The 24,370-nt window shown below is 37.4% G+C and carries 30 protein-coding genes; 27 read left to right on the forward strand and 3 right to left on the reverse strand.

Annotated features, from left to right (window positions below):
* Positions 1-4: 4 nt before the first annotated feature.
* Complete coding sequence (gene bcp / locus EUBDOL_RS01725; protein WP_004797912.1) at positions 5-466, reverse strand: thioredoxin-dependent thiol peroxidase; 462 nt, start codon at positions 464-466, stop codon at positions 5-7.
* A gap of 86 nt (positions 467-552) precedes the next feature.
* On the opposite strand from bcp, the gene EUBDOL_RS01730 reads away from it, so the two are divergent.
* The 8 genes from EUBDOL_RS01730 (at position 553) to EUBDOL_RS01765 (ending at position 4,907) form a co-directional block, all read left to right on the forward strand.
* Positions 553-1,446 (forward strand): Cof-type HAD-IIB family hydrolase, encoded by an 894-nt coding sequence (locus EUBDOL_RS01730; protein WP_004797913.1) that lies wholly within the window; start codon positions 553-555, stop codon positions 1,444-1,446.
* A 41-nt stretch (positions 1,447-1,487) separates the two neighbouring features.
* On the forward strand, positions 1,488-2,495 hold the full coding sequence (locus EUBDOL_RS01735; RefSeq protein ID WP_004797915.1) for a substrate-binding domain-containing protein: 1,008 nt from the start codon (positions 1,488-1,490) through the stop codon (positions 2,493-2,495).
* A 100-nt stretch (positions 2,496-2,595) separates the two neighbouring features.
* Positions 2,596-2,973, forward strand: a complete 378-nt coding sequence (locus EUBDOL_RS01740; RefSeq protein WP_040462898.1) for a NusG domain II-containing protein — start codon at positions 2,596-2,598, stop codon at positions 2,971-2,973.
* On the forward strand, positions 2,973-3,470 hold the full coding sequence (locus tag EUBDOL_RS01745) for a Gx transporter family protein (RefSeq protein ID WP_040462900.1): 498 nt from the start codon (positions 2,973-2,975) through the stop codon (positions 3,468-3,470). The genes EUBDOL_RS01740 and EUBDOL_RS01745 overlap by 1 nt, the downstream gene beginning before the upstream one ends.
* Positions 3,471-3,487: 17 nt before the next feature.
* Positions 3,488-3,748, forward strand: a complete 261-nt coding sequence (locus EUBDOL_RS01750; protein WP_004797920.1) for a TIGR03905 family TSCPD domain-containing protein — start codon at positions 3,488-3,490, stop codon at positions 3,746-3,748.
* Between the two features lie 69 nt (positions 3,749-3,817).
* Complete coding sequence (locus tag EUBDOL_RS01755) at positions 3,818-4,327, forward strand: dCTP deaminase/dUTPase family protein (RefSeq protein WP_040462901.1); 510 nt, start codon at positions 3,818-3,820, stop codon at positions 4,325-4,327.
* 29 nt (positions 4,328-4,356) lie between these two features.
* The gene (locus EUBDOL_RS01760) at positions 4,357-4,581 is read left to right on the forward strand and encodes a hypothetical protein (RefSeq protein WP_004797923.1); all 225 of its coding nucleotides are present in this window, start codon (positions 4,357-4,359) and stop codon (positions 4,579-4,581) included.
* A 32-nt stretch (positions 4,582-4,613) separates the two neighbouring features.
* A complete protein-coding gene (locus tag EUBDOL_RS01765; RefSeq protein ID WP_004797925.1) occupies positions 4,614-4,907 on the forward strand; it encodes a hypothetical protein in 294 nt (97 codons plus the stop codon).
* 262 nt (positions 4,908-5,169) lie between these two features.
* Here the strand turns inward: EUBDOL_RS01765 and EUBDOL_RS01770 are convergent, their stop codons facing one another.
* On the reverse strand, positions 5,170-5,808 hold the full coding sequence (locus tag EUBDOL_RS01770; protein WP_004797928.1) for a beta/alpha barrel domain-containing protein: 639 nt from the start codon (positions 5,806-5,808) through the stop codon (positions 5,170-5,172).
* 292 nt (positions 5,809-6,100) lie between these two features.
* Between EUBDOL_RS01770 and EUBDOL_RS01775 the strand changes: the two genes are divergently transcribed.
* From EUBDOL_RS01775 to EUBDOL_RS01840, 14 genes are all read left to right on the forward strand, one after another.
* On the forward strand, positions 6,101-6,583 hold the full coding sequence (locus tag EUBDOL_RS01775; RefSeq protein WP_004797930.1) for a PTS system mannose/fructose/N-acetylgalactosamine-transporter subunit IIB: 483 nt from the start codon (positions 6,101-6,103) through the stop codon (positions 6,581-6,583).
* Between the two features lie 26 nt (positions 6,584-6,609).
* Positions 6,610-7,353, forward strand: coding sequence for a PTS mannose/fructose/sorbose/N-acetylgalactosamine transporter subunit IIC (locus EUBDOL_RS01780; protein ID WP_004797932.1), 744 nt, complete (start codon positions 6,610-6,612; stop codon positions 7,351-7,353).
* On the forward strand, positions 7,353-8,216 hold the full coding sequence (locus EUBDOL_RS01785) for a PTS system mannose/fructose/sorbose family transporter subunit IID (protein WP_040462903.1): 864 nt from the start codon (positions 7,353-7,355) through the stop codon (positions 8,214-8,216). Before EUBDOL_RS01780 ends, EUBDOL_RS01785 begins: the two co-directional genes overlap by 1 nt.
* Before the next feature lie 83 nt (positions 8,217-8,299).
* On the forward strand, positions 8,300-9,232 hold the full coding sequence (locus tag EUBDOL_RS01790; protein ID WP_004797937.1) for a phosphoglycerate dehydrogenase: 933 nt from the start codon (positions 8,300-8,302) through the stop codon (positions 9,230-9,232).
* 7 nt (positions 9,233-9,239) lie between these two features.
* Positions 9,240-9,842: an SIS domain-containing protein gene (locus tag EUBDOL_RS01795; protein WP_004797938.1), complete on the forward strand. Its 603-nt coding sequence runs from the start codon at positions 9,240-9,242 to the stop codon at positions 9,840-9,842.
* A 17-nt stretch (positions 9,843-9,859) separates the two neighbouring features.
* Positions 9,860-10,279: a PTS sugar transporter subunit IIA gene (locus tag EUBDOL_RS01800; protein WP_004797941.1), complete on the forward strand. Its 420-nt coding sequence runs from the start codon at positions 9,860-9,862 to the stop codon at positions 10,277-10,279.
* A 75-nt stretch (positions 10,280-10,354) separates the two neighbouring features.
* The gene (locus EUBDOL_RS01805) at positions 10,355-11,437 is read left to right on the forward strand and encodes a PucR family transcriptional regulator (protein ID WP_004797943.1); all 1,083 of its coding nucleotides are present in this window, start codon (positions 10,355-10,357) and stop codon (positions 11,435-11,437) included.
* Between the two features lies 1 nt (position 11,438).
* Complete coding sequence (locus EUBDOL_RS01810) at positions 11,439-11,909, forward strand: PTS sugar transporter subunit IIB (RefSeq protein ID WP_004797945.1); 471 nt, start codon at positions 11,439-11,441, stop codon at positions 11,907-11,909.
* 12 nt (positions 11,910-11,921) lie between these two features.
* Entirely contained in the window at positions 11,922-12,812 is an 891-nt protein-coding gene (gene dapA, locus EUBDOL_RS01815; RefSeq protein WP_004797946.1) for a 4-hydroxy-tetrahydrodipicolinate synthase, read from the forward strand.
* A gap of 315 nt (positions 12,813-13,127) precedes the next feature.
* Entirely contained in the window at positions 13,128-13,604 is a 477-nt protein-coding gene (lspA, locus tag EUBDOL_RS01820; protein ID WP_022420862.1) for a signal peptidase II, read from the forward strand.
* Positions 13,592-14,503 carry an RluA family pseudouridine synthase gene (locus tag EUBDOL_RS01825; protein WP_004797948.1) on the forward strand — a complete coding sequence of 304 codons (912 nt, stop codon included), beginning with the start codon at positions 13,592-13,594 and terminating at the stop codon, positions 14,501-14,503. Before lspA ends, EUBDOL_RS01825 begins: the two co-directional genes overlap by 13 nt.
* A gap of 15 nt (positions 14,504-14,518) precedes the next feature.
* Positions 14,519-15,751, forward strand: a complete 1,233-nt coding sequence (locus EUBDOL_RS01830) for a rhomboid family intramembrane serine protease (protein WP_004797949.1) — start codon at positions 14,519-14,521, stop codon at positions 15,749-15,751.
* A 10-nt stretch (positions 15,752-15,761) separates the two neighbouring features.
* Complete coding sequence (locus tag EUBDOL_RS01835) at positions 15,762-16,247, forward strand: deoxycytidylate deaminase (protein WP_040462904.1); 486 nt, start codon at positions 15,762-15,764, stop codon at positions 16,245-16,247.
* Positions 16,248-16,388: 141 nt separating this feature from the next.
* Positions 16,389-17,840 carry a US12 family protein gene (locus EUBDOL_RS01840; protein ID WP_004797951.1) on the forward strand — a complete coding sequence of 484 codons (1,452 nt, stop codon included), beginning with the start codon at positions 16,389-16,391 and terminating at the stop codon, positions 17,838-17,840.
* A gap of 101 nt (positions 17,841-17,941) precedes the next feature.
* Here EUBDOL_RS01840 and rnhC read toward each other — a convergent pair whose 3' ends face one another.
* The gene (gene rnhC, locus EUBDOL_RS01845) at positions 17,942-18,808 is read right to left on the reverse strand and encodes a ribonuclease HIII (RefSeq protein WP_004797952.1); all 867 of its coding nucleotides are present in this window, start codon (positions 18,806-18,808) and stop codon (positions 17,942-17,944) included.
* 90 nt (positions 18,809-18,898) lie between these two features.
* Here rnhC and EUBDOL_RS01850 point away from each other — a divergent pair, with 90 nt between their 5' ends.
* The 5 genes from EUBDOL_RS01850 (at position 18,899) to EUBDOL_RS01870 (ending at position 24,367) form a co-directional block, all read left to right on the forward strand.
* Positions 18,899-19,582: a CvpA family protein gene (locus EUBDOL_RS01850; RefSeq protein WP_004797953.1), complete on the forward strand. Its 684-nt coding sequence runs from the start codon at positions 18,899-18,901 to the stop codon at positions 19,580-19,582.
* Complete coding sequence (locus EUBDOL_RS01855) at positions 19,579-21,894, forward strand: endonuclease MutS2 (RefSeq protein WP_004797955.1); 2,316 nt, start codon at positions 19,579-19,581, stop codon at positions 21,892-21,894. Before EUBDOL_RS01850 ends, EUBDOL_RS01855 begins: the two co-directional genes overlap by 4 nt.
* 2 nt (positions 21,895-21,896) lie before the next feature.
* Complete coding sequence (gene uvrC / locus EUBDOL_RS01860; RefSeq protein ID WP_004797957.1) at positions 21,897-23,675, forward strand: excinuclease ABC subunit UvrC; 1,779 nt, start codon at positions 21,897-21,899, stop codon at positions 23,673-23,675.
* A 70-nt stretch (positions 23,676-23,745) separates the two neighbouring features.
* Entirely contained in the window at positions 23,746-23,919 is a 174-nt protein-coding gene (locus EUBDOL_RS01865) for a helix-turn-helix domain-containing protein (RefSeq protein WP_022420870.1), read from the forward strand.
* 73 nt (positions 23,920-23,992) lie between these two features.
* On the forward strand, positions 23,993-24,367 hold the full coding sequence (locus EUBDOL_RS01870) for a hypothetical protein (RefSeq protein ID WP_004797960.1): 375 nt from the start codon (positions 23,993-23,995) through the stop codon (positions 24,365-24,367).
* The last annotated feature ends 3 nt before the right edge of the window (positions 24,368-24,370 follow it).

Raw genomic sequence — 24,370 nt, forward strand, 5'->3', positions numbered from 1 at the left:
CTTTTTATGAATTTGCCAAGAAGGCTAAAATATCGGTTGCGTTGTTTGTTGGATTTGCTTTCTCAAAGGTTTTTATGATAATACCGTTTTCATCAATGATATAGGTTGAACGGGTAACTCCCATATAGGTTTTTCCATAAAGCTTTTTTTCTTTCCAAACATCATAGGCTTGGATAACCTCGACTTCCTGATCCGAAAGCAGTAAGAAAGGCAGTTCGTATTTTTCCTTGAATCGTTTATGAGAAGCGCTGGAATCCTTGCTGATGCCGATTACAACGATATCTTGGCTTTTGAAATCGTCATAGTTTTCCTTAAAAGCACACGCTTGCTTTGTGCAGCCTGGTGTATTATCCTTTGGATAAAAATATAAAACAACTTTTTTTCCTATAAAATCATGTAGAGAATGCATCGTTCCGTTTTCGTCCGGTAATGTAAAATCAATTGCTTTTGTATTTATTTCTAACATTTTATCACTTCCTTTGTGTAATATTTTAACAAAATTTTTGCTAGGAATAAAGTGATATGAATGGTAAAATAAGTAAGGAAAGCTAAATGATAAAACAAATTATTTCTGATTTAGATGGAACGCTATTAAACGGACAGCATATATTGGACGAAAGTGATAGCCGCTTGTTAGAAGAATTGCAAAGAAAGGGAATTGCTTTTGCGGTTGCAAGCGGAAGAAGCTATGACAGTGCCAAAGGTATCGTCGGAAGATATGGTTTGCAATGTGATTACATTATTTTAAACGGAGCGGCAGTATGTAGTGATGCAGGAGAGTTATTAGATGAAGTACCGTTTTCAAAGGAACAATTGCAAGCGATTGTTGAAATTTTATTAGAGTGCAAGCAATGCTTTTTTATGTATGGAAGCAATGGTACATCTTCTTTTGATGGCAAAGGCATTTGTGAGCAGTGCTTAAAAATGCTCGTTCATCATGGTTTATCTGAAAATGCCGCAAAACAGCTGATCGAAGAAGGGCAATTTCATCATATTGATGTGGAATATGAACGTATGGAGGATTTGTTGGAGGAAAAAGCACGTATTTATAAGATCGAACTTTTTATTAACGGTCATGAAAGAGAAGCCTTGCAAGAGCTTTTAAAAGATATGGAGGGGATTTCAATAACAACCTCCGGTTATGATAATATTGAGATTACTTCTAATCGTGCACAGAAAGGAATTACTTTAGAAAGGTATTGTGAAAAGCGTGGGCTTAGCAAGGAGGAGGTACTTATTTTTGGTGATAGCTTGAACGATTGTTCCATGTTTGAGCGTTTTCCTTTTGCTATTGCCATGGCGAATGCTTGTGATGAAATCAAAGCAATCGCATCATATAGTACAGCTTCCAATACAGAGCATGGGGTTGCAAAGGTATTGCAGGCATTAAATGAGGCGCAGGGAAGTAGCGATGTATTAAAAAGCTTTCAAAATTTTAAAAAATAAGGTATCATTACAATATTAGGAAGTAAGTGAGGAGTAAGGGTATGGAAAAAATAACAATGGCGGAATTAGCTAAAAAAGCCGGAGTTTCTACTGCAACATTACGTAAGTTTTTAAAGCATGAACGGGTACGTAACGATTTGGCAGAAAAAATCGAAATGGCCATTCGGGAAACCGGATATATACTTGAAGAACATAAGGAAAAAGAAGTGATAGAAAAAGGGTTTGAAGAATCAAAATCCATACAGGAGGATTTCGCTGGTAAAAGCCAGCAGCATTGCTTGGCTTTTGTAGCTAAAGAAATTACACAATTAAATACACAAACGTTATTTCTTGCTTGTGAACGTTTAATAGCTGCTTCACAGTATTTGTTACTGGCTTGTGAAACGAAGGGTGATGCGGAAAGAGAAAAAGCGTATTTGTCCATGTTGGCAAATGCACAGGTAAAGGGAGTGATTCTTGAAAGCTGTTTAGCGGCTGATGAGGTTACGGCAATACTTGGAAATATCCCGTATGTTAGTTTACAACAAGGTACTAATACAGGTATCGGTTGTGTAAATACATTGCAAGGTGGAGAGCTTTTAGGAGAGTATTTGTTACAAAAGCATCACATGATCATTCGTTATTTAGGCATGGAAGAAGCCGGCACTATTGCATATTGTGAAGGTATAAAGGACAGCTATCATAAGCGTAAGCAGCCGCTTGATTTTACGGTTAAGCTATGCGATGGAAGTTTGATGGATATGTATGCTAAGCTAAAAGAAATTTTGTCGGAAAAAATTGATGTGCTGATTCTTGAATGTGATGAAATGATGATTCCTTTACAGCGGTATTTGAAGGAGTATCATATCTCTGTGCCACAGAATATGTCGGTTATAAGTATCGGAGGTCATGCAATTACAAAAATGGCATCTCCTAAGCTTACTACACTACGCTTTGATTATGATGCTTATGCTACAAGTATCATGAAAAAGCTATTGCAAACATCGTTTGAAAAAGAAAACGAAGCAAAGAGCTTCTTTTGTATAGAAGAGGGAGAGTCCGTTCGTTAAAGACTTAGAGGAAAGAGCTGTATATAACAGCTTTTTTCATGGATAAAGCATTTGCAAATCCACTACTTTGAAGTATAATAAACTAGAAATGGAGGGAATTATGAATAAAGCTGATAAAATATGTATATTGCTTGTCGTTGTTTGTTCGCTTTTTCTTTATGTACCTCTATATTGGATACGAATGCAGGAAGCTGATAAGGTGAAAGAAGTTGTAGTCAGCTTTAAGAATGAGGAAGTTTTACGTGTTCCGTTAAATAAAGATGAAACCTATTATGTTTCCGGTACACTTGGAAATGTAGCCGTTGAGGTAAAAAACGATGCGGTGCGTGTTGAAAAAGAAACAAGTCCGATGCATTTATGTTCGATACAAGGTTGGGTGGAACAAAGCAATCACCCTATTGTGTGTTTACCTAATAACATTGTAGTTTCCATTGAGGCAAGCGATGGAGATGAGGAAGTCGATACGGTGATACAATGATGAGTAAGACAAAACGAATGACGACAATCACCATGTTGATTGCTTTAAGTATTATTTTTCATATGGTAGAATCAATGATTCCGGTACCACTGCCGGTTCCTGGTTTTCGTTTAGGTTTAGCGAATATCGTTGGACTTGTGGCTTTTTACTTATTCAATTCACGAGTTTTTATCGGAGTGAATTTTATGCGTGTATTGCTTGCTAGCTTATTGAGGGGAACCTTATTTGGTACCGGATTTTGGCTGTCGTTATGTGGAGTGAGTTTTAGCTGCTTGGCATGTATAGTTGCAAGAAAGCAAACAAGCATGACGATATATGGAGTTAGCGTAATCGGCAGTGTATTTCATTGTATAGGACAGGTTGTAGCCGTTACATTTATTTATGAACAGTTTTTTATGCAAGCAATCCTACCACTTTTGACCTTACTTGCCATACCGACAGGATTGTTTGTAGCATTAGTAGCTAAGCAGGTCATTTCACGAATTAAAACAAGATAGGAAGGAGACGATTCAGAATGACAACATTTGTATATAAACCAAAGGGTGTATGCTCACAGGAAATGCGTTTTGAAATGGACGGTAATATTATCCGTGATGTAACAATTATCGGTGGCTGTGCCGGTAATCTATTGGGAATTTCTAGAATTATCAAAGATAAAACGATTGATGAGGTCAGAGAAGCTTTTCGTGGTGTAGAGTGCGGCTTGAAAAAGACCTCTTGTCCGGATCAGATTTCTATGGCATTAGATGCTTATGAAAAGGAATATTTAAAATAGAATGGTAAGAAAACGCTGCAAAAAAGCAGCGTTTGTGTTAAAATGAAACAAGAAAGTCAGGTGATCCAAGTGGAAAAAGTAGCAAAATTTTATAAGGTCAGCTTTCATCAGTTTTTAAAGGATTGGAAAGCGTGTTTTCCAAATAGTACAAGTGTGCAAATTCAAAATATTTATGATGAAATAAAGCTTCCCAAACGTGCAACCAAAGGAAGCGCCGGTTATGACTTTTATACACCGATAACATTTGTGTTACCACCTCAGCATACGATCAAGCTTCCAACCGGTATTCGTGTGGAAATTCAAGAAGGGTGGGTGCTGACACTGTATCCGAGAAGCTCGTTAGGCTTTAAATATCGCTTGCAGCTAGATAATAGTGTAGGTATAATTGATAGCGATTATTTTTCTTCCAATAATGAAGGACACCTATTTGTGAAGCTGACCAATGATACAAACGAAGGAAAAACGGTTAATTTACGAGCAGGAGATGCTATGTTACAAGGAATTTTTCTGCCATTTGGGATATGTGAAGATGATGCTTGCCAGGGAGTCCGCAATGGAGGCTTTGGCAGTACCAACTAGCAAAGTCTGAATATTACGGAGAAATAGCTATGCTGAAGCTTTGGCAAAAGAAAGTAGTCATCACAGGAAAGTCGGCAATACTTTTAGGAACGATCATGATGGAGGCAATTGGTATTCTTTTGCTGTATTGTGCCATCAATCCACCGGAATGCTTTGACTTTCTAAAAGAGAATATCAATCGCTTGATATATGGTATATTCGGATCTCTTTTGATATGGAAAGGTATCAAAAATGCTTTTTTACAAAGAAAATAAATGAGTAGTTTCATGAAAGAGATTTATATTCGATGTTGATTCTGGTGATTATTTTAATCGTTACAGCAATATACTTTCTCTATCTAAAGTATAGGGTTGTTGTTACCGGTGAAAAATGCAAAGATAAGGTCATTGGTCTTGCAAGTCTGAATGCCGGTTATGTAATAGGCGGGGTTGCTGTCAAAAAGAATGCTTATATATTGAAAATCGGTCATAAAAAATATCAGACTGCTTATGGTTGCATCTTTTCATCGTTGGAAAAAAGGAACATTGGAAAAGAAATGCTGTTTTTTAAGAATGAAGGGTATGGTAGAGAGGTTTTCTAACACTTTGATTGGCGTATTGAAACCATTGCTCTTTTGATATTTTTATTAGCTTTCTTTCTGATTTCGGGAAGCTTGCGATAGATAAAAAAAGCTTCCTATTCTTGCAAGTATGTAGTTGATCTTTGAATCGACTGCTTTTTATATCAATGAATCCTGAGTGTTATTTATATGTGAAAAAAGGAATCTTATTACTTATTTACGTAAGTGATAGGATTCCTTTTGATATTTTTGGATAAGTAAAGAATAAAGCTTAAATCAGTAATTACTTTTCGTTGCGAAAATTGGTAATAATTTCGTGGATTTGTTTTGCGTTATTTGCGATTTGCTGTGTGGTTCCTTTCGTTAAAAGACCACCGAACCCACATATATCGGCACCACAATCTAACCATTCCCGCAAATTGTCTAAGTTAATTCCACCACTTGCTAAAATAGGCATATCTGGAATCGGTGTTTTAAAAACCTTGCAAAGCTTTGGACCATAGAAGTCGGAAATAGGAAAGGCTTTTATAAAAGCCGCCCCTATAGTTAAACCACGAACTGCTTCACTTAAAGAAGTACAGCCGGGTGCATAAGGAATTTGATAACGATTGCAGATTTTTGCAACTCCTTCGTCAAAGGTTGGCGCGATGATAAACTCTGCACCATTCAAAACAGCATGACGGGCAGTTTCACTATCAAGTACCGTACCGGCACCGACAATGAGTGTATCTCCATACCTTTCCTTCAAACCTTTAATGACATCACCGGCTGTATTTAACGTATAGCTCATTTCCATGACAGGTACTTCACCCATAATCAATCCATCGGCAATCTCACAAGCTCTTTCTAAATCTGCACGAACAATTGCCAATGCACCTGCATCTACCATTTTTTTTGTTGTGTTCATTTTTTTCATGTTCATTTGTATGACCTCACTCTCTCTTTATAACTTGATTGTATGTGAAAGCAAGTACTTATTCAATGGACGAATAGCACAAAGATATTCTTGAAATATGGTCAAGTGAACAAGAGGAGAGGGACGCTTATTTATTAAGTATATAGTGTCTTTTATAATATATAGAATCCCAAAATAGGTAAGGTTTTTTCTGTTTGTATGAATGAACGAAAAATAGTAAAAAGCTTTGGTTTGTTCGACCATATCAAAATGATAGCGATTACAGTAATATAGTTGGTGTAAAGAGGAGGTCATACAAATGAGTATCGAATTAGTAAGAGTTGATTTTAGACTTATTCATGGGCAGGTGATTACGCGATGGCTTACACAATGTCAAATCAATGAAATCGTAACAATTGACAATGAGCTTAACAAGGATCCGTTTATGCAAGAGGTATTTAAAATGGCAGCACCGAAGGGTGTGAAAATTACCATTGTAGATGATGCTACAGCAGTTGCAAAACAGCAAGGAGGAGAATTTGATAAGAAGCGTGTCATGTTGTTGTTTAAAGGGGTCGAACAATTAAACGTAGCAGTGGAGGCAGGATTGCAATTGGATAAGGTTCAGATTGGTGGTCTGGGTGGAGGACCGGGAAGAAAGGCGGTCAATAATGCTATTACTTTGGATCGCAAAGATGCGGATACACTGCTTGCACTTGAAAAGCAAGGAATTGAAATTTATTTTCAAACGACACCGGACTATCCGTCTGAAACTTTACAAAAGGCAGTAGCTAAATTATAGGACAATTTTGAAAGGAGAGAAAAGATATGGTTATTCAAGCAGTTCTAGTTGGCTTAGTGTATTGGTTATCAATGGGGCGTGCATGTTATTTTATTTCATTTGCCATTCGAAAACCGGTTGTTCTAGGAGTTATTATCGGATTGATTTACGGTGATGTAGAAGCCGGCTTGATGTATGGTGCAGCGATTCAGCTGATGTATATGGGAGGTATAGAAGCCGGAGGAAATATTCCATCGGATCAAGGATTAGCATCTTGTATTGCTATTCCGGCTGCTTTAACTACCGGGTTAAACCCTGCGGCTGCCGTTGCTTTAGCAGTTCCCTTTGGCGTATTAGGTGTATTGATCAATAATGTTCGCCGTACAATCAATGCTTTCTATAATGCTAAAGCAGATAAATTCGTAGAAGAAGAAAAATATGACGCATTAAATATTTTTTCCTTCTTACTTCCTTGGCTAACAAATGGAGTATTGTATTTTACTCCGGTATTTGTCGCAACATTATTTGGTGCTGATGTTGTTCAGGCATTTATCAATGTAGTTCCGGAATGGGTAATGAACGGCTTGAACAATGCAGGTAACATGCTTCCTGCCCTTGGATTTGCATTGACACTTGTGGTTATGGGAAAACAAAAATACTTGCCATTCTTTGTGTTGGGATTCTTCCTATATTCTATTTTAGGATTCTCAATGCTTACCGGTGCGGTTATCGCACTATGTTTGGCACTAATTGTATCATTATTCAAGCAGACAGATGAGGAGGTAGCATGATGAGTGAACAAACGACAACTATACAGGTTCGTGAAGAAAAAGAAACACTTATTACCAAGCACGATTTAGTAAAGGCTTGGTGGCGTTGGACAACTGCTGTTGAGGTTCCGGTAAGCTTTGACCGTATGCAGGCATTGGCATTTGGTTACTCTATGAATCCCGTGATGCGCAAGATCTATAAAGATAAACCGGAAGAATTAAAAGAAGCAATGCAGCGACATACTTCTATGTTTAATACAAACTGTGATTGGGGAAGCATTATTCATGGAATTACAATTTCTTTAGAGGAACAGCGTGCTTTAGGACATGAAGGTGAAATTACGCCTAGTATGATTCAATCTTTAAAGCTAGGCTTAATGGGACCTTTAGCAGGAATTGGTGATAGTGTCGATCAAGGAATTGTTGCTACGATTCCCTTAGCAATCTTTGTGCCGATGGCACAGGAGGGATCAATCATAGCTGCCTTCATTCCCGGATTGATTTATATTGCCTGGTCGTATCTATGGTCATGGACACTTTTCAAAAAAGGTTATACATTAGGGAAAAACTCAGTATTGGAAATTTTACATTCCGGTGCAATCAAAAAGGTTATAGATATTGCAAGTATTGTCGGTTTGTTTATGATTGGGTGTTTATCAGCATCTTATGTAAAGGTTTCGACAATTCTTGAATTCACAAGTGGTGCTGATGGAGCGGTTACGACAGTACAATCGATTTTAGATGGTATTTTGCCGAATATGCTTCCGTTTGCAGTGGTTATGGGAATGTATTTATATATTACCAAGCGAGGACCAAAATTTATTCGTTTAATGGTCTATACGATGGTAATAGCCATTGTATTAACCTTCTTCCATATTATTTAATGCAATACAAAAGGATAGAGAAGGGAAGCAATGCCCTTCTCTATCATTGATTGAAAGCTAGAATTAGAAAGGGGACGATTTTGATGAAGGTTTTAATTACACCAAGAGGGTTTGCTAAATATGGTCAAAAAGAGATAGAAAGAATGCGCAATGCTGGATTAGAGGTACACTATAACGATACAGGCTTGGCATATACCCATGAAGAATTTAAAAAATTAGGCAAAGATGCTGATGCAATTATTGTAGGGGTTGATTGCCTAGATGCAAAAATGATGTCTGACTGTCCGAATTTGAAGGTAGTATGTAAATTCGGTGTAGGAACGGATAATATTAATTTGGATTATGCAAAGGCACACAATATTTATATTGGACGTTGTGTGGGAGGAAATTCTCGTTCAGTTGCTGAACATGTAGTCGCTTTGATGTTTGCAGAGGCAAAAAATTTATATTATGCAATAAATGAAGTAAAGGATCATAAATGGACAAAGCCAACCGGTTTGGAAATTTACGGAAAAAGATTAGGGATTATCGGCTTTGGCATGATTGGTAAATATTTGGCAGATTATGCTAATGGTATGGGAATGGATATTTATGCGTATGATGCTTTTCCTATTTCCAAGGAAGAAGCGCAAAAGCATCATGTGAAGGTTGCATCGCTAGATGAAATTTATGCGGAGTGTGATTATATATCTTTGCATGTTCCCTTGTTAGATTCAACCAAAAATATGATTTCTACCAAAGAATTCAAAAGTATGAAGAACTCGGCATGTATAATCAATGCGGCAAGAGGTGGTGTCGTAGATGAGGAAGCCTTGTATGAAGCATTAACAACTGGTGAAATTCGTTCAGCATGCTTTGACGTTTATAGCAGTGAACCTCCGAAAGAAAATGATAAGCTGCTAGCATTAGAAAACTTTTATTTAACACCACATACAGCAGCAAGAACACAGGAAGCGGAAACACGTACTTGCGAAATATCAGCAAATATCGTGATGGAGCAGCTATTAGGAAAGTAGGATAGAAATGGAAGAAATCGGAAAGCAGTTTCTCAGAAACATTCAAAATGAAATGGATAGCTATATTGAAAATGTAGATTTAACGGCTGTTGAGAAAGCGGCAAATATCATTCTCGATGCAGAAGCTAAAGGAAAACGTGTACATGTAACCGGAATCGGAAAACCGGGGCATGTGGCCGGCTATATAGCAAGCCTATTATCTTCAACAGGCACTCCATCATATGAATTGCATGGAACTGAAGCTGTACATGGATCAAGCGGACAAGTGCTGACAGGTGATGTTGTAATTGCGATTAGTAACAGTGGAGAAACTTCGGAGTTAAAAGCGACAGTGGATACGCTTTTAAAAAATGGTGCACGCATCATCAGCTGTACTGGGAATGAGCACTCTAGCTTAGCACAAAGCAGTGAGGTATGTCTTAAAGCACAGGTAGGACGAGAAGGAGATTCGTTGAATAAGCCTCCTCGTGCATCTATTCTTGCGGAAATCATTGTTTTACAGCTGTTGAGTGATCTTTTACAAGAACATAAGCATTTGAATTTAGAACAATATGTAAAATGGCACCCGGGTGGAAGCTTAGGAAAAAGTATTCGAGAAATGGAAAAATAGAAAGAGGAAATTTACGTATGGAAAAATTTAATATTGTTATCGGTACGCATGGTCGTTTCGGTGAAGAACTTGTAAAATCAGCAGCTATGATTGCCGGAAATATGGGACGTGTGAAAGCTTGTTCCTTATTGCCAGAGTATTCTTTTGAAGATTATATGAGGCTGGTTGATAAAACATTATCTGAATTAGACGATGGTTTTACAATTGTATTAGTGGACTTGTATGGTGGTACACCTTGTAATACTTTTACTGTTTTATCGCAAAAATACCATTATGATGTTTTAACAGGTTTAAACTTACCAATGCTGATTGATTTATATTTGAAGCTGTCAAATGCATCGGAAATTGAGGCGAAAAAGCTTGTTACGGAAACCATCAATACGTATATGCAGGCATGTGTTCATACCAATCAGCAATTGTATGGAAATCAGGAATAAAAAATATCTAAATCATTAGTATTTACACCAAAAAAATGATATTCTTTATCCATAAAATATTTCGAGGTGAACGAAATGCTAATAGGAGAAATTTTTGACGAGTTTATTCATGTTATACATGAAAATCAAAAATATACAATCGGTTTAATCAACGAAAATAAAGAGGTTGCTTTGTGCAGTGATACAAAGATGATTTCAAAAACTGTTGATTATAATTATCCGAATAAAAACAATGTTTTTTTTGAAATTGTCGTAAAAGGACAGGAGTTTGGTTATTTATGGGTGCATGGAGAAGATGATAGCTTACAAATGATTGCGAATCTTCTTCATGAATCTTTAACGATTCGTTTGATGTATGAGATTAACCAAACGAATTTAAAACGTAAAGTTACCAAGGACGATGAATTGGTAAAATGTTTATTAGATGAAAAAACATTTGATATGAATAAGGTTGTAGATTTATTGAGTGATCTCGGCATTCATGCAAATAAATCACATGTGGCTATTTATATGGTGTCGGATTATAAGGATATCAATACGCAAGATGTTGTGCGATTGAAAATGAATCCGGATAGCAGAGATATTATTTACTCTTTGCTAAATGAACGCTGCTTATTGATTTTTAAAGATATTCCAGAAAATATAAAGGAAAATGAAGAAATACGTGAATATATTTTAAAATATATCAAAAAACTAAAAGAGATGGACTTTGATGATTGCTATTATTTTGTAGGAACCTTACAGCATAAGATGCGGCAATATGTGAATTCCTATAAAAGTTGCTTATGGTTGAAAAATCATACGAAATATGAAAAGAATGTACCGGTTTTCTTTATGGATTATTTGACAGAATACTTTTTTTCAAAAATATCTGTAAAAGATATTGAAAACGTTTATAATTATTATATAGAAACTGGTAAGAAAATCGATGTCGAAGAATTAGAAGAAATATCCAAAGCTTTATTGATGAATGATTTTAATTTAACACAGGCTGCGGAGGAATTGTTTTTACATAAAAACACGTTAATCTACAAATTGAAAAAATATGAAGAGGTATTTCAAATAGACATAAGGGGTAGTTTTCAAGGGAAGATTCTTTTGATATTGATTTCATATATGTTAAGGGAGCAAAATCATAAGGTACAAGTGGGTGAGTAGTATGATAGGGATAAATATTAAACTTGTTCGTGTGGATTCTCGATTGCTGCATGCAACCGTACAATTAAATTGGAATCAATTTATAAACGCAGATCAGGTGTGGGTAGTAAGTCCGCATTATGTGGAAGATCCGTTCATTGCCAATGTGATGCAGCTTTGCTTACCGAAAACAATGAAGGTAAATTTTTATTCGGTAGAACAGCTAATGGAACAGCTGCAAATGAAAGCAAATACTAAAGTTATGATTATTTTTCCGAATTTAGAGATTGTAGAGAAGGCTGTTCGTTTAGGATTTTATACAAAAGAAATTCAACTTCCTTATCCAGCCAGTCGCGTGATGTTGAAGTCATTAACAGAATATTTTTCGCAGGAAGATATTAAAAGGATTCGTTATATTCAAGAGCAAAATATTAAATTGTTTTTTCAGACAACACCTTATGATAATAAAGACTATACGATATTTACAAAGTAAAGGAGAATATTTATGTTTGAAGGAATTATTACACCAATCGTAACCCCGTTTCATCGTGATGCACAGGAAAGCATCAACTATGAAGCAACTAAGCAGCTAATCGATCATTTGATTGAGCATGGCGTTAAGGGGATTTTCATCCTCGGCAGCAATGGCGAATTTCATGTCATTGATGAAGAAGAAAAGCTTGCCTTTGCGAAAAGGGTTATCGAAATTGTTAATAAGCGAGTACCGGTGTTTGTCGGAACCGGTTGCTGCTCCACAAGAGAAACGATTCGCTTATCGAAGAAAATGGAGGAACTAGGAGCCGATGCGCTAAGTGTGATCACACCATATTTCTTAAAGCCAACCAATGCCAATTTGTATGCGCATTATAAGGCGGTGGCAGAAAGTGTGAACCTACCAATTGTTTTATATAACATACCCAAAGCAACCGGTTGTCCGTTAGATCCAGAACTTGTAAATGAGCTGGCAGATATTGAAAATATCAAGGCAATCAAAGACAGCAGCGGAGAAGAAGAACGCATACAGGCGTATGCAAAGATTGCGAAAGAAAAGGATTTCAAGCTGTTGATAGGCAGTGATTCAAAAATATCCTACGCTTATGAATTAGGCGCAAGCGGCGCGGTAGCAGGAACCAGTAATGTTATCACAGATACATTGGTGGCATTGGATCGTGCATTGAGAAATAAGGAACAAGAGAGTGCAGAGAAGTTGCAAAAGGATATTGATGTATTGCGAGGAGTTTTAAAGCTAGGAACGGTACCGAGTGCGATGAAGCGAGCAGTGGAGCTAGCCGGTATTGCCGAGGTAGGACCTGCTCGTATGCCTGTAGAGGAACTAAGCAAGGAAGATGATGAAAAAATCATCGAAATGTTAAGATATTATGGTTTAGCTAAATAATAATATAAAAAGGGATAGAATAAAAAAGTAACAGTTTTATAGAAAATAATAAGTGTTTTTAAGGTTATAAAGAAACGAGAGGGTCGATAGGATAAGGTCTTTTCGTTTCATTTATTTACAGAGATGCAAATCGAATTTTTAAGGAAGCCTACACAATTAATGCATTTTTTAAAATGCGAGTATGATTGAAATGAACTGTTTATTGAAAGATAACAAATGAAAAAAATAATATTAAAATCGCCATTGGCGATTTTTTTTGATATAATAAGGCGTGAATTTAACACAGTGATAGAATAAATAGGCGAGGTGGGCATTATGAAATATAGAAACAGCATGATTGGTGTATTGATTATTGTATTGGATCAGCTTTCAAAATATTGGATCAATGCAACGATGGCATTGGGAGAAAGTATCGAAATTATACCGAATTTTTTTCGTTTAACCAATGTTCATAATACCGGAGCGGCATGGAGCATCTTTGAAGGAAAAATGATATTTTTCTACTTAATTACGATTGTATTTTTAATTGCGATGGTTTATTTTTATCGAACGAGTGAAGATGCGGATACATTTACGAAATTAGGCATGATATTGATGATGGCTGGGGCAGTAGGTAATTTTATTGATCGTCTGGCATTACAGTATGTTCGTGATTTTTTTGATTTTCTTTTATTGGGATATAATTTTCCGGTTTTCAATATTGCGGATATTTCTTTGTGTATTGGAGTGGCACTTATTATATTATCGGTTTTCCTTGAAAGTTATGGAGGTTTTTTTAAATGCGAGAAATAGATATTTGGGTAGCAGAAGATGCGGATAGTCAGCGAATTGATAAATATTTGAGTATGGTTGTTGAGGATCTTTCACGCAGTCGCATTGCTTCCTTGATTGAAGAAGGCAGTATTTTGGTTAACGGTGAAGTAATACGTGCAAAATATAAAGTAAAACCGGCAGACCACATTACCGCAGCATTTGAAGATGAAATGGCATTAGAGGCAGCACCGGAAAAGATGGAGCTTGATATTCGTTATGAGGATCATGATGTAATTGTTATCAATAAGCCGAAAGGAATCGTTGTGCATCCGGCAAATGGAAACCAAAGCGGTACATTGGTAAATGGTTTGTTGTATCATTGCAAGGATCTTTCCGGCATTAACGGAGTTTTGCGTCCGGGAATTGTGCATCGTATTGATAAGGATACGACTGGTCTTTTGATTGTGGCGAAAAATGATAAGGCACATGCTTCCTTGTCCAAACAGCTGCAAAATAAAAGTGTTAATCGCTTATATTATGCACTTGTGCATGGTGTAATTGAACATGAATTCGGAACGATTGATGCACCGATTGGAAGAGATCCAAAGGATCGTCAAAAAATGGCAGTCATCGCAACCAATTCTAAGCCGGCACGCACTCATTTTCGCGTGGTAGAGCGTTTTGCGAAATATACCTTGGTTGAATGTCGTTTGGAAACCGGACGTACACATCAGATTCGTGTGCACATGCAATATATCGGACACCCGGTCGTTGGTGATGAAAAGTATAGCTATCGTAAGACAATGAAAACGAATGGACAGCTTTTGCATGCGCATCAGCTAACCTTTCTACACCCGACAACCAACGAAAGAATTACAGTGGAGGCTCCATTACCGAAACAGTTTGCGGATATTTTAGAAGAATTACGAAATGCTTAGAAAGCAGGTGCATAAATGGAATTCAATAAATATGATTTGTTTGCTTATCAGATAATGGAGTATTTGATAAGTGAGCGAAACTATCAAATTGTCAGGGTCATGCAGCATAAAAATGATATTTGGCTTATCAATCCCCAAGCAGAGAATTTTCCGGTAGTACGTATTGCATCTAGCCATGAGCAAATGCTTAATGTAGAATATCTACGCAATGTTCATGTTGCTTTGTTGGATATGATTCATCGTGAGGGCAGGTTGGTTGTTTTTCAAACCGATCCTCAAGCGGAACCGATTCACAATGAAGAAATTATCGAGGTGTATTGTGAACCGCACAAAATTAGTAATCCTATGATTTTAACGACTTTTCAGCAGTTGCCGCATATCATACGAGAAAGCAATGATATCAGTGGTGATATTGTACGTATCATGCGTACGATTGAGGAGGCTCAACAACGAAATTATGAGCGTGCAATGAAAAGATGGAAGGAGCGAATCCGCCCGAAGGCAACCTTGATAGCACTTGGTATTTTTGTTACCCTAAGTTTTTTTAGCTTACTGATACGATCCTTATGTAGCGATCAAACAGCAGCACTCATATTATCCGGATCTTTTTATAAAATCAATATTTTAGCAGCGCATGAATATTGGCGATTATTTACGAGTGTCTTTGTATCCGACAGTTTACTAAGTTTGATTTTGCAGGGAATCGCATTTTATTACATCGCAAAATCCTGTGAACCGTATTATCAGAAAAAGCACTTTGTAGCAATTATATTGATTTCGATTTTCACAGGCAATCTATTTTTATTAGCCACCGGAACGAATGCCATTGCTATCGGTCTTGCACCCGCACTTTTCGGATTAAGCGGAGCTTTTCTTATACGTACGATAACTCAACGCTTGTATCGAAGCATTGTAATCAGTGCACAATGGGTTCGAAATGGAATTTTATTATGTCTGTTATTTGTGCTTCCGTATTCCTCGGCTTTGGCAATGCTTGGAGGATTTGTATGTGGAATAATCATGGGGATTTTATTTGTAAAAAAAGAAAGCCTGCGTATGTTGCAGCATCATACGAAAATAGCTGCTGTTTTGATGGTGGGCTGCTTACTGTATCTTGGCATTTTTCAAAATAATGAAATGCTTGTCGATCAGCAAAGCGAGCAAGAAGTTGTACGGAGTCTGCGGAAAATGCCTTTGCATTTTTATGCAGATTATTTAGAAACATGTTATAATGAAGCATATAAGTGAGGTAAACAAGATGAAAAGATCAGATGTATTAACATGGGACGAATATTTCATGGGATTGGCACATTTAAGTGCGAAGCGTTCTAAGGATCCAAATACACAGGTGGGAGCAGCCATTGTAAATGATCAGCATAAGGTTGTAAGCATTGGATATAATGGATTTCCTAATGGCTGTCATGATGATGATTTTCCTTGGGAAAGGGAGGGTGATTTTTGTGCGACGAAATATCCGTATGTTGTGCATGCGGAATTGAATGCTATTTTAAATAGTTCTACCAATTTGCAGGGGTGTAGCATCTATGTTTCGTTGTTTCCATGCAATGAATGTGCAAAAGCAATTATTCAAAGCGGTATTCGTCGTGTCGTTTATGAAAGTGATAAATATGCAGATACCGATGGTACGATTGCCAGCAAGCGCATGTTGAAGGCTGCAGGTGTAGAGTTGGTGCAGATTCCTTATACGATTGATTTACAGGTCAGTAAGAGGGAAAATAAGTAAAAGCAAGTTGTATATTTGAGGGTGGATATGTTCTTTTAAAGAAAATGTATCGTACAGTTGCTTTTTTGAAAGAAACAGATTTTTAAAGGAAATCATTATCATTAGTATGAAAAAATAGGTTTTGTTTAGAGGGAGAAATTTATGGAGAAGTTAAAGAAATATGTAACAAGAAAAAATTTAGCTTATGGAAATTTAGCACTTGGAATCATTGCATTGATTCTTGTATTACTATATTTTACGGCAGTAGGAAATGCATCAAGCTTATCTGATATGCAAGGTGCACTATCTACTGTGCGAAATATGTGTAATTTATTTTATGTAGTTTTTATCCTATTGTTAGGATTGGTAGCTGGTTATGCATTTCGTTTATTTCAAATGAAAGATAAGATTTTTGCGAACAGCGTATTATTTGGCTGCGATGTCTTTGCATTAGTGATGGCGTTTATTAGTTTGCCTGCTGTACAAGGAATTCATGCATTTACAAAAGGGGATTTGGGAAAGGCTTTGGCATATTCCGGAAGTATGTCAAACAGTGGTACAATATTAGTTTTGATGGTAATAGCTTGTTTGATTTCTGCTGGTTTCAGTATCTATGTAGTATTTGTGAAAAAAACAGAAGAAATTGATGTGCAAAATGTAAAAGAAGATTTGGCACAAGGTGTTAAGAATGCTGGAGAAACGATTTCGAAGGCAGGTGAATCCGCAAGCCAAAATGTATCGAAAATGTCGGATAAGATAAAGGCTTATTATCAAACAGAAAAAGGGAAAAAGAATGTTTTGCTTATTGGAGCGGGAGCTTTGGTTGTAGTTGCTTTGATTGTTGGGGTAAGTATCTATAATGCGGTTAAACGAACACCTATTGATTTGACTAAGCAGTGTGAAGTAAGCTTTGAAGGTGTGTCTGGGGAAGGACAGGCGCGTATTTCTTGTGAACCTGATTATGATCATACGAATTCCGATATTGAGATGTTTGTCAATGATGTAACCTATTCCGTTGAAAAAGATGGAAAATTGAAAAATGGTGATAAGGTTGTCGTGAAGGCACAGTATAGTGAAGCTACAGCAGATAGTTGTAAACTAAAGGTGGAAAATACAGAAAAAGAGTTTGTTGTAGAAGGCTTAGAGGTTGTATATAAAAAGTTTGCGGAAGTTCCGAAGAAGGTTTCTGGACAGTTTGAATCCGAAGCACAAAAAGCATTAGATAAATATTTGAAACAAGAATATACAGATTCTTTCTTTAATGATGATGTTTCTATTGAATCAACAAAATTGATTGCTGTCTATTATATGTATAATGACTATGATCGATCTGGTGAGGCGTATTACTTATATCGTGCAAGCTTACTTGAAACAGAAGAAGAATACTCTGAAAAGTTTGTAGAATATTACTATGTTCCTATTACTGATATCAATACTAGAGAAGATGTAGATTTTAAAAACTTAAGTGCTCGTATGTTGTATATGTATGCTGATGAACTTTCTGATCAATTGGCAATTGATGAATTCAAAGAGAATTATTCTGGTGTAGAGGTAGTTAAGGAACAGCCAGATGGGAAAATATATAAAGAAGAAAGAATTGAGAATGCGAACTAAGGTTTATAAAAAACGATTGACAAAGTAAATGCCAATCGTTTTTTATAGGTTTTCTTCAATATGTAATGAAGCTATTTCAGATAAGGAAGTATGCCATAAGCTTATTCATCAAGTGCTTTTTTGGTGTTGGCAAAATGAAGTTTTGCGACATTTCTTAGTTCCTCTTTACCAAAGTGATTGACAAATTCACGGATATTGGCATCTACTTTGCTTCCGGCACCTTTTAGAAAGTGAAAATCATAATGCTTTTCCATCGCATCAAAGGTTTTTAAAAAGGCATAACGGGCAATAATAGAAGCACAGGCAACTGCTAAATATTTGTTTTCTGCTTTGGTTTCGAAATGAAGATTACGTACGATTTCTTTTTCCATTTGGATATAGCGGTAATAGGAAGCAGCTTGAACGAATTGATCAACAACACAAAAACTAGGAAGGCTGCCTAATTTATGTTTTAAATGCACGTATGCTTGATTATGCAGTTTAGCTTTCATTGCTACCATATTGTTGGTTGCATGAATTTGATTGTATTTTGCATTATCTAAAATAAGCAGTGAGTGTGGTAATTGTTTTATCAAGGTAGGGGCGAGCGTACGAATCGTGGTATCGTCAATGGCTTTGGAATCTTGAATATTGAGCTTTTTTAAATCGGAAACATCTTCTTCCTTAACAAAGGAAGCGCAAACAACTACCGGACCGAAATAATCACCGGTACCAACTTCATCACTGCCACATTGTGGATAGGAGATATTTGTTGAAACGTTTTTTTGCGGTGCAAGAAGATCTACATAGGCATCTGCCCCAACTCCTTGAAAAACGATTTTCCCGCTTGTATAGGCAGTAATAACGCAGTCCGGCGTTTTTAATTGATAATAGGCATAAGGTGGGGTCTTGCGAACTTGTGCAGTAGAAAGCTTTGCTTTAAAGGCAAACATTTCCTCTTTTGTCATCGTTAGCGTTTTTACAGACATACTCTTTCCTCCTCATAAATATAAATTATTTTACCATAGAATAGGAAGAAATGGAGCAATCGCATTCATTTTCAGAAGAAATATGATAAAATGAAAAAGATAACGAAAGGAAGCGGGCATACTATGGGAATCGTAAATATTATTGTTGTGGCAGTGCTTCTGCTATGTATCATCAAAGGTTATCAAGTCGGCTTTGCCCAAAAGCTATTAAGTATATGTTCGTTTTTTGTATCCGGAATTTGTGCGTGGATAATATCCGGTATGCTGGATCAGCTTTTGCAGATGGTACCGCATATAGAAAATGAAACAGTAGATTTATTGTTTTACAATGTATATAATCGACTTGTTATTTTCTTAGTTTTATTTGTGTTATTGATATTCGCATTGATGCTTTTAAGACCGGTGGCAAGGCTTTTTAATCATATTCCGGTTGTTTCGTTTTGCAATCGTTTTGCCGGTAGCATTTTGGGCTTTGTGCAAGGAATGTTGTTGCTTCTTCTTGCAACTTTGATCTTAGAACTTCCTTTTTTCGCTGACAAAGCAGCTCTTGTTCAAAACTCATGGCTTAGGCATACAACGGAATTTGCGGATATGTTGTTGTTTTATACATGCTATCCAATACAAGAGCTTGCAAAATTAAAGGACGTTTTGGAGCATAAGGAAAGCTTTACACAGGAGGAAGCACAGCGAATAAAGGCTTGGCTGCAGGAGCAGAATATTGAAAAGGATAAGCTTGAACAGATAATGGATATGTTAAAGGTGGAAACAGTATGAAAAAAGAAATGGAAATATTAGAACTGGAACTTGTGAAAAAACAATTTGAAAAGCATTGTGCTTTTTCCATGGGAATCCAAGAAATTCGACAGGCTTCGCCTCACTATGATCGTTTATGGGTAACAAGAGAGTTGGCAAGAGTGAAGGAGGCCTATGATTTAGTAGTACGCTATGGGGCTCCTTCTTTTGCGGGAATCAAGGATTTACGATTACAGCTGCAAGATGCTGCTAAAGGACGCACACTGGGTGCAATGGATTTACGTTTCATCAGTGATGAAATTCGGGCAGTTGAAAATATACAGGCATATTTTCAAGCAAGCGAGGCATCGGGTCCTATGCTGCAAGAACTAGTCGATGCACTAGGCGATGTGCGCAAAGTTGCCGTACGTATTGATGCTTGTGTTTCAATGAACGGTGAAGTTTATGATCATGCCAGTGCAGCTTTAAAAGCAATTCGTAAAGCGATTTCCGGTTGTTTACAGGATATCAGTCAGGAGGTTACCCGTTTTATTAGCAGAAATCATGCGAAATTGATGGATACTGTTACAACGATACGAAACGGAAGAACATGCGTGTTGGTGAAAATCAGTGAGAAAAACAGTATTGATGGCTTTATTCACGGAGAAAGTGCCTCCGGACAAACCGCTTATATTGAACCACGCTCTTTGATTGTTTTGAACAATCGCTTACAGAGCTTGAAAAGTCAAGAGGAAAGTGAAATCGAAAGGATTTTACATAGCTTAACTTTATTGGTAAAGGAGCATGCTTTTGCATTGTTGGGCAATTTGGATACCTTTGCTTTATTGGATAGTATTTTTGCTAAAGGGCTATGGGCAAAGGAAATGGACGGCTGTGTAGCAATGATTGTACAGCCGGAGGAATTGCTTATCAAGCAGGCAAGACACCCTTTAATTTCCAAAGAACAGGTAGTGGCAAATACGTATAAGCTGCAAGCTCCACATCATAGCTTGCTTATCACCGGCTCCAATACCGGAGGGAAAACCGTAACCTTAAAAACCATTGGTCTGTTTGTTGCTATGACCTTATGCGGTATGCCGATTTCCTGTGAAAGTGCGCATATTCCGATGGTTGATGCCATATTTGTAGATATCGGAGATGCACAATCCATTCAAGAATCACTATCTACCTTTTCCAGTCATATATCAAAGCTGGCAAAAATCTGTGATCAGGTAACTGCGAAATCACTTGTTTTATTAGATGAGTTAGGTGGTGGCACCGATCCAAAGGAAGGGGAAGCTCTAGCAGTTGCAATTTTAGATGCACTGCGTCAAAGCGGTGCTATGATTATCGCGACAACACACTATTCGGCATTAAAAAGTTATGCAACGCAGCATGAGGATATCCTATTGTCCAGTGTAGAATTTGATATGGAAGCTATGCGTCCGACATATCGTTATATCGAAGGGATTAGCGGAAGATCGAATGCTTTGGAAATTGCCAGACGTTATGGCTTGAAGGAATCTATTTTAAGCAATGCCGCAAAGCGAATGGAGGAAGGATTACAGGAGCAAGATAAGCTGATGATGAAGCTGGAGGCTTCACGTATGGAGCTTTATGAGCAAAAGGAAAAGCTACATCACCGTTTAGATGATGTGAAAAAGCTGCAAGCGGAATTAGCCCATGAAAAAGAGTCCTTTTTACAAGAGAAGCAGCGATTGATCGAAGCGTTGAAGCAAGAACAAAACGAGCTGTTAGCTGCAAAGGAAGAAGAAGCACAAAGTATTATCGAGGAACTGAAGCAATTACAAAGTGATGCAAAGCCACATGAGATAATTACATTAAAATCGCAGCTTGCGAAACTTAAGGAAGAAGAGGAAAATAGCACAACAAGTGAGGAAAGCTTTGCTGTCGGTGATTATGTCTTGTTAAAGAAATATAATTACTATGGAGAAATCATTACCTTACAAAAGGATCGTGTTTGTGTACTTGCTAATGGAATGCGTATGAATGTAACAACTGCGGATATTACCCATGCGAAGAAAAAGGAACAAAAGAAAGTAAAGAAAAATTATACACCGAAAGGGATCAAAACGATTTCTTTGGAATGCAATGTGATCGGAATGCGTGTAAATGAAGCATTGCCAATCATTGATAAATATTTAGATGATGCTCTTTTAGCAAAGGCATCAACTGTTCGCTTAGTACATGGAGTTGGAACCGGAGCGTTACGAAAGGCAATTCACAGCTACCTTAAGCAACACCCACGCGTCGAAAGCTATCGTATGGGAGGACAGGGAGAAGGCGGACTTGGTGCTAGTATCGTAACGCTTAAACAGAAAGGGGCGAAGTAGTTATGGCAAATATGGCGAAAATCGAAGATAAGCTTGCCATTTTGCCAGCTCTTCCCGGCTGTTATCTGATGAAAAACAAGCAGGGAGAAATCATATATGTCGGTAAGGCAAAAAAGCTGAAGAATCGTGTTCGACAGTATTTTCATGGAGCGCATGATTTTAAGACGACCCGCTTGGTCGCAAATATTGATGATTTTGAGTATATTGTTTGTGGCAGTGAAAAGGAAGCACTGCTGTTGGAAATCAATTTGATCAAGAAGCATACACCACAGTATAACATCATGTTCATGGACGATAAAACCTATCCGTATTTAAAGCTAACGAAGGAAAAGGCTCCTTTGCTTCGTGTTGTGCGCAATACCAAGGATAAAAAAGCTACCTACTTCGGACCGTTTCCGGATAGCTCTGCTGCCTATGATACGCAGAAGCTGCTAAATCGTATTTATCCTTTGCGAAAATGCAATCGTTTGCCAAAAAAGGAATGCTTATATTATCACATGGGACAGTGCCTTGCACCTTGTGTAAATGTCATTGATGAACAGGTGTATGCAGATATGGCGCAAGGAATACGTAAATTTTTGCGTGGTGATGTGAAGGAAATCGTTGAGCGTTTGAAGGCGGAAATGAAAGAAGCAAGTGAAGCCTTGCAGTTTGAAAAGGCACAGGAAAAGCTTTCCTTGATTCAGGCAATCGAACATGTAACGGCTCGACAGCAGATTGATTTTAAGGATCATAAGGATCGCGATGTATTCGGTTATTATGTTGATAAAGGGTATATTTCTATTCAGGGCTTCTTTATGCGCGGTGGTAAGCTAATAGAGCGAACCCTATCAATTACGCCGCTTTACGAAGATGCCATGGAGGCGTTTCAATCCTTTGTGCTGCAATATTATGCGAACAATCCTTTACCACAGGAGATTTTGTTGCCGAAGGAATATGATGTAGAACATTTAGTACAAATTTTGGATACGAAAATTGTTCAGCCGATTCGCGGAGATAAGCTTAAATTGGTAGAAATGGTATTGGCAAATGCAAAAAACAGCCATGAACAGAAATTCGAATTGATTTCAAGAAAGGATCATCGACGAGAGGAAGGAATGCAGCAGCTATGTCAGCTTTTAGGTAAGGAAATCCATCGTATTGAGCTATTTGATAATTCGCATATATCCGGAGCATATAACGTCAGCGGTATGGTGGTTTATAAAGATGGAGAACCAAGCAAGCAGGATTATCGCACCTATCGCCTTCAGGAATATCGCAGTGATTTGGATTCGATGAAGGAGGTTATTTATCGTCGCTATGTCCGCTTGTTAAAGGAACGAGGAAAATTTCCGGATTTGCTGATTGTCGATGGCGGTTGGCTGCAAATTGAAGCGGCAAAGGAAATCATAGATGCATTGGAGGTTTCAATTACCGTATGTGGCTTGGTGAAAGATGATAATCACCGAACAAGTAATCTTATGGATAGTGAGGGACGGGTTTTGGCCGTTTCGAAGGAAAGCTCTTTATTTTTTCTATTAACGCAAATGCAAGATGAAGTGCATCGTTTTGCGATAAGCTATCATCGCCGTTTACGTGGTAAGGGAATGACCAAGTCGATTCTCGATGAGGTAGAAGGAATCGGAAATGTCCGCAAGAAAAAAATATGGAATCATTTTAAATCCTTGAAGCGCTTAAAACAAGCAAGCGTCGAGGAGATTGCTGCTGTGGTACCGATGCAGGTGGCACAAAGTGTTTATAATATTTTGCATAACACAGGCCAAAATGAAAATCCTGCATAGGATAAGATAGGTAGGCGAAGGTTAGGGGGTAAGTGCTACGCAAAAAATATTGACGCAAAGAGAATCTGAGGTGTTTAAGCTTTTGATTGCTAATTACAGTACGAAGGAAATCGCACAGCGCATGAATATCTCTGATAAAACCGTTCGCAATCACATTTCGAATGTGATGCTGAAGCTAGGCGTTAAGGGAAGAGCGCAGGCGGTTGTAGAGCTTTTACGACTGGAGGAATTAAAGCTAGATTAAAAAATGACGCAATTTTGTGTCATTTTTTAAATTTTTTTGTGGTTGTAAACGTATTACCTTATGAGGTGATACAATGCGCAAAATGATAAAACAGCATGATATTTTATGTGTAACGCCTGCTATGAAGCGTTATATATGCTCGCACATGAAAAAGACCAAACAAATTTATGAAACGGCGATGAAGGAAGGTTGCAGTGTTTCGACGATTGCCAAACGGGAATGTTATTTGCTTGATGCATTGGAAAAAAGAAATATGGAATATTGTCGGTTAAATCGTATGCAGCATTATCGTATAACGATTTATGATCAACGCTTGATGTGGCATGATCTTTGTTTATCACGCTATTTAAAAAGAGGAATGCGTCATGACAATACAAAATTTGCTTTTGCCTATATGTATGAACAAAGCTATCATCTGCATGTAGTAATCTTTTATCGAAATACTTGATTG

The sequence above is a fragment of the Amedibacillus dolichus DSM 3991 genome (assembly GCF_000154285.1).
GTDB classification, from domain to species: domain Bacteria; phylum Bacillota_I; class Bacilli_A; order Erysipelotrichales; family Erysipelotrichaceae; genus Amedibacillus; species Amedibacillus dolichus.

Excerpts from the sequence above, each read along its gene's own strand:
- EUBDOL_RS01760 (WP_004797923.1), top strand. The coding sequence starts at position 4,357 with ATGCTGAAGCTTTGGCAAAAGAAAGTAGTCATCACAGGAAAGTCGGCA.
- EUBDOL_RS01825 (WP_004797948.1), top strand. The coding sequence starts at position 13,592 with ATGCGAGAAATAGATATTTGGGTAGCAGAAGATGCGGATAGTCAGCGA.
- EUBDOL_RS01855 (WP_004797955.1), top strand. The coding sequence starts at position 19,579 with ATGAAAAAAGAAATGGAAATATTAGAACTGGAACTTGTGAAAAAACAA.
- rnhC (WP_004797952.1), bottom strand. The coding sequence starts at position 18,808 with ATGTCTGTAAAAACGCTAACGATGACAAAAGAGGAAATGTTTGCCTTT.
- EUBDOL_RS01770 (WP_004797928.1), bottom strand. The coding sequence starts at position 5,808 with ATGAACATGAAAAAAATGAACACAACAAAAAAAATGGTAGATGCAGGT.
- EUBDOL_RS01805 (WP_004797943.1), top strand. The coding sequence starts at position 10,355 with ATGCTAATAGGAGAAATTTTTGACGAGTTTATTCATGTTATACATGAA.
- EUBDOL_RS01775 (WP_004797930.1), top strand. The coding sequence starts at position 6,101 with ATGAGTATCGAATTAGTAAGAGTTGATTTTAGACTTATTCATGGGCAG.
- EUBDOL_RS01740 (WP_040462898.1), top strand. The coding sequence starts at position 2,596 with ATGAATAAAGCTGATAAAATATGTATATTGCTTGTCGTTGTTTGTTCG.
- EUBDOL_RS01810 (WP_004797945.1), top strand. The coding sequence starts at position 11,439 with ATGATAGGGATAAATATTAAACTTGTTCGTGTGGATTCTCGATTGCTG.
- EUBDOL_RS01765 (WP_004797925.1), top strand. The coding sequence starts at position 4,614 with ATGTTGATTCTGGTGATTATTTTAATCGTTACAGCAATATACTTTCTC.
- lspA (WP_022420862.1), top strand. The coding sequence starts at position 13,128 with ATGAAATATAGAAACAGCATGATTGGTGTATTGATTATTGTATTGGAT.
- EUBDOL_RS01840 (WP_004797951.1), top strand. The coding sequence starts at position 16,389 with ATGGAGAAGTTAAAGAAATATGTAACAAGAAAAAATTTAGCTTATGGA.
- EUBDOL_RS01730 (WP_004797913.1), top strand. The coding sequence starts at position 553 with ATGATAAAACAAATTATTTCTGATTTAGATGGAACGCTATTAAACGGA.
- EUBDOL_RS01870 (WP_004797960.1), top strand. The coding sequence starts at position 23,993 with ATGCGCAAAATGATAAAACAGCATGATATTTTATGTGTAACGCCTGCT.
- EUBDOL_RS01850 (WP_004797953.1), top strand. The coding sequence starts at position 18,899 with ATGAAAAAGATAACGAAAGGAAGCGGGCATACTATGGGAATCGTAAAT.
- EUBDOL_RS01795 (WP_004797938.1), top strand. The coding sequence starts at position 9,240 with ATGGAAGAAATCGGAAAGCAGTTTCTCAGAAACATTCAAAATGAAATG.
- EUBDOL_RS01745 (WP_040462900.1), top strand. The coding sequence starts at position 2,973 with ATGAGTAAGACAAAACGAATGACGACAATCACCATGTTGATTGCTTTA.
- uvrC (WP_004797957.1), top strand. The coding sequence starts at position 21,897 with ATGGCAAATATGGCGAAAATCGAAGATAAGCTTGCCATTTTGCCAGCT.
- EUBDOL_RS01780 (WP_004797932.1), top strand. The coding sequence starts at position 6,610 with ATGGTTATTCAAGCAGTTCTAGTTGGCTTAGTGTATTGGTTATCAATG.
- EUBDOL_RS01750 (WP_004797920.1), top strand. The coding sequence starts at position 3,488 with ATGACAACATTTGTATATAAACCAAAGGGTGTATGCTCACAGGAAATG.
- EUBDOL_RS01830 (WP_004797949.1), top strand. The coding sequence starts at position 14,519 with ATGGAATTCAATAAATATGATTTGTTTGCTTATCAGATAATGGAGTAT.
- EUBDOL_RS01785 (WP_040462903.1), top strand. The coding sequence starts at position 7,353 with ATGAGTGAACAAACGACAACTATACAGGTTCGTGAAGAAAAAGAAACA.
- EUBDOL_RS01790 (WP_004797937.1), top strand. The coding sequence starts at position 8,300 with ATGAAGGTTTTAATTACACCAAGAGGGTTTGCTAAATATGGTCAAAAA.
- EUBDOL_RS01835 (WP_040462904.1), top strand. The coding sequence starts at position 15,762 with ATGAAAAGATCAGATGTATTAACATGGGACGAATATTTCATGGGATTG.
- EUBDOL_RS01800 (WP_004797941.1), top strand. The coding sequence starts at position 9,860 with ATGGAAAAATTTAATATTGTTATCGGTACGCATGGTCGTTTCGGTGAA.
- EUBDOL_RS01735 (WP_004797915.1), top strand. The coding sequence starts at position 1,488 with ATGGAAAAAATAACAATGGCGGAATTAGCTAAAAAAGCCGGAGTTTCT.
- bcp (WP_004797912.1), bottom strand. The coding sequence starts at position 466 with ATGTTAGAAATAAATACAAAAGCAATTGATTTTACATTACCGGACGAA.
- dapA (WP_004797946.1), top strand. The coding sequence starts at position 11,922 with ATGTTTGAAGGAATTATTACACCAATCGTAACCCCGTTTCATCGTGAT.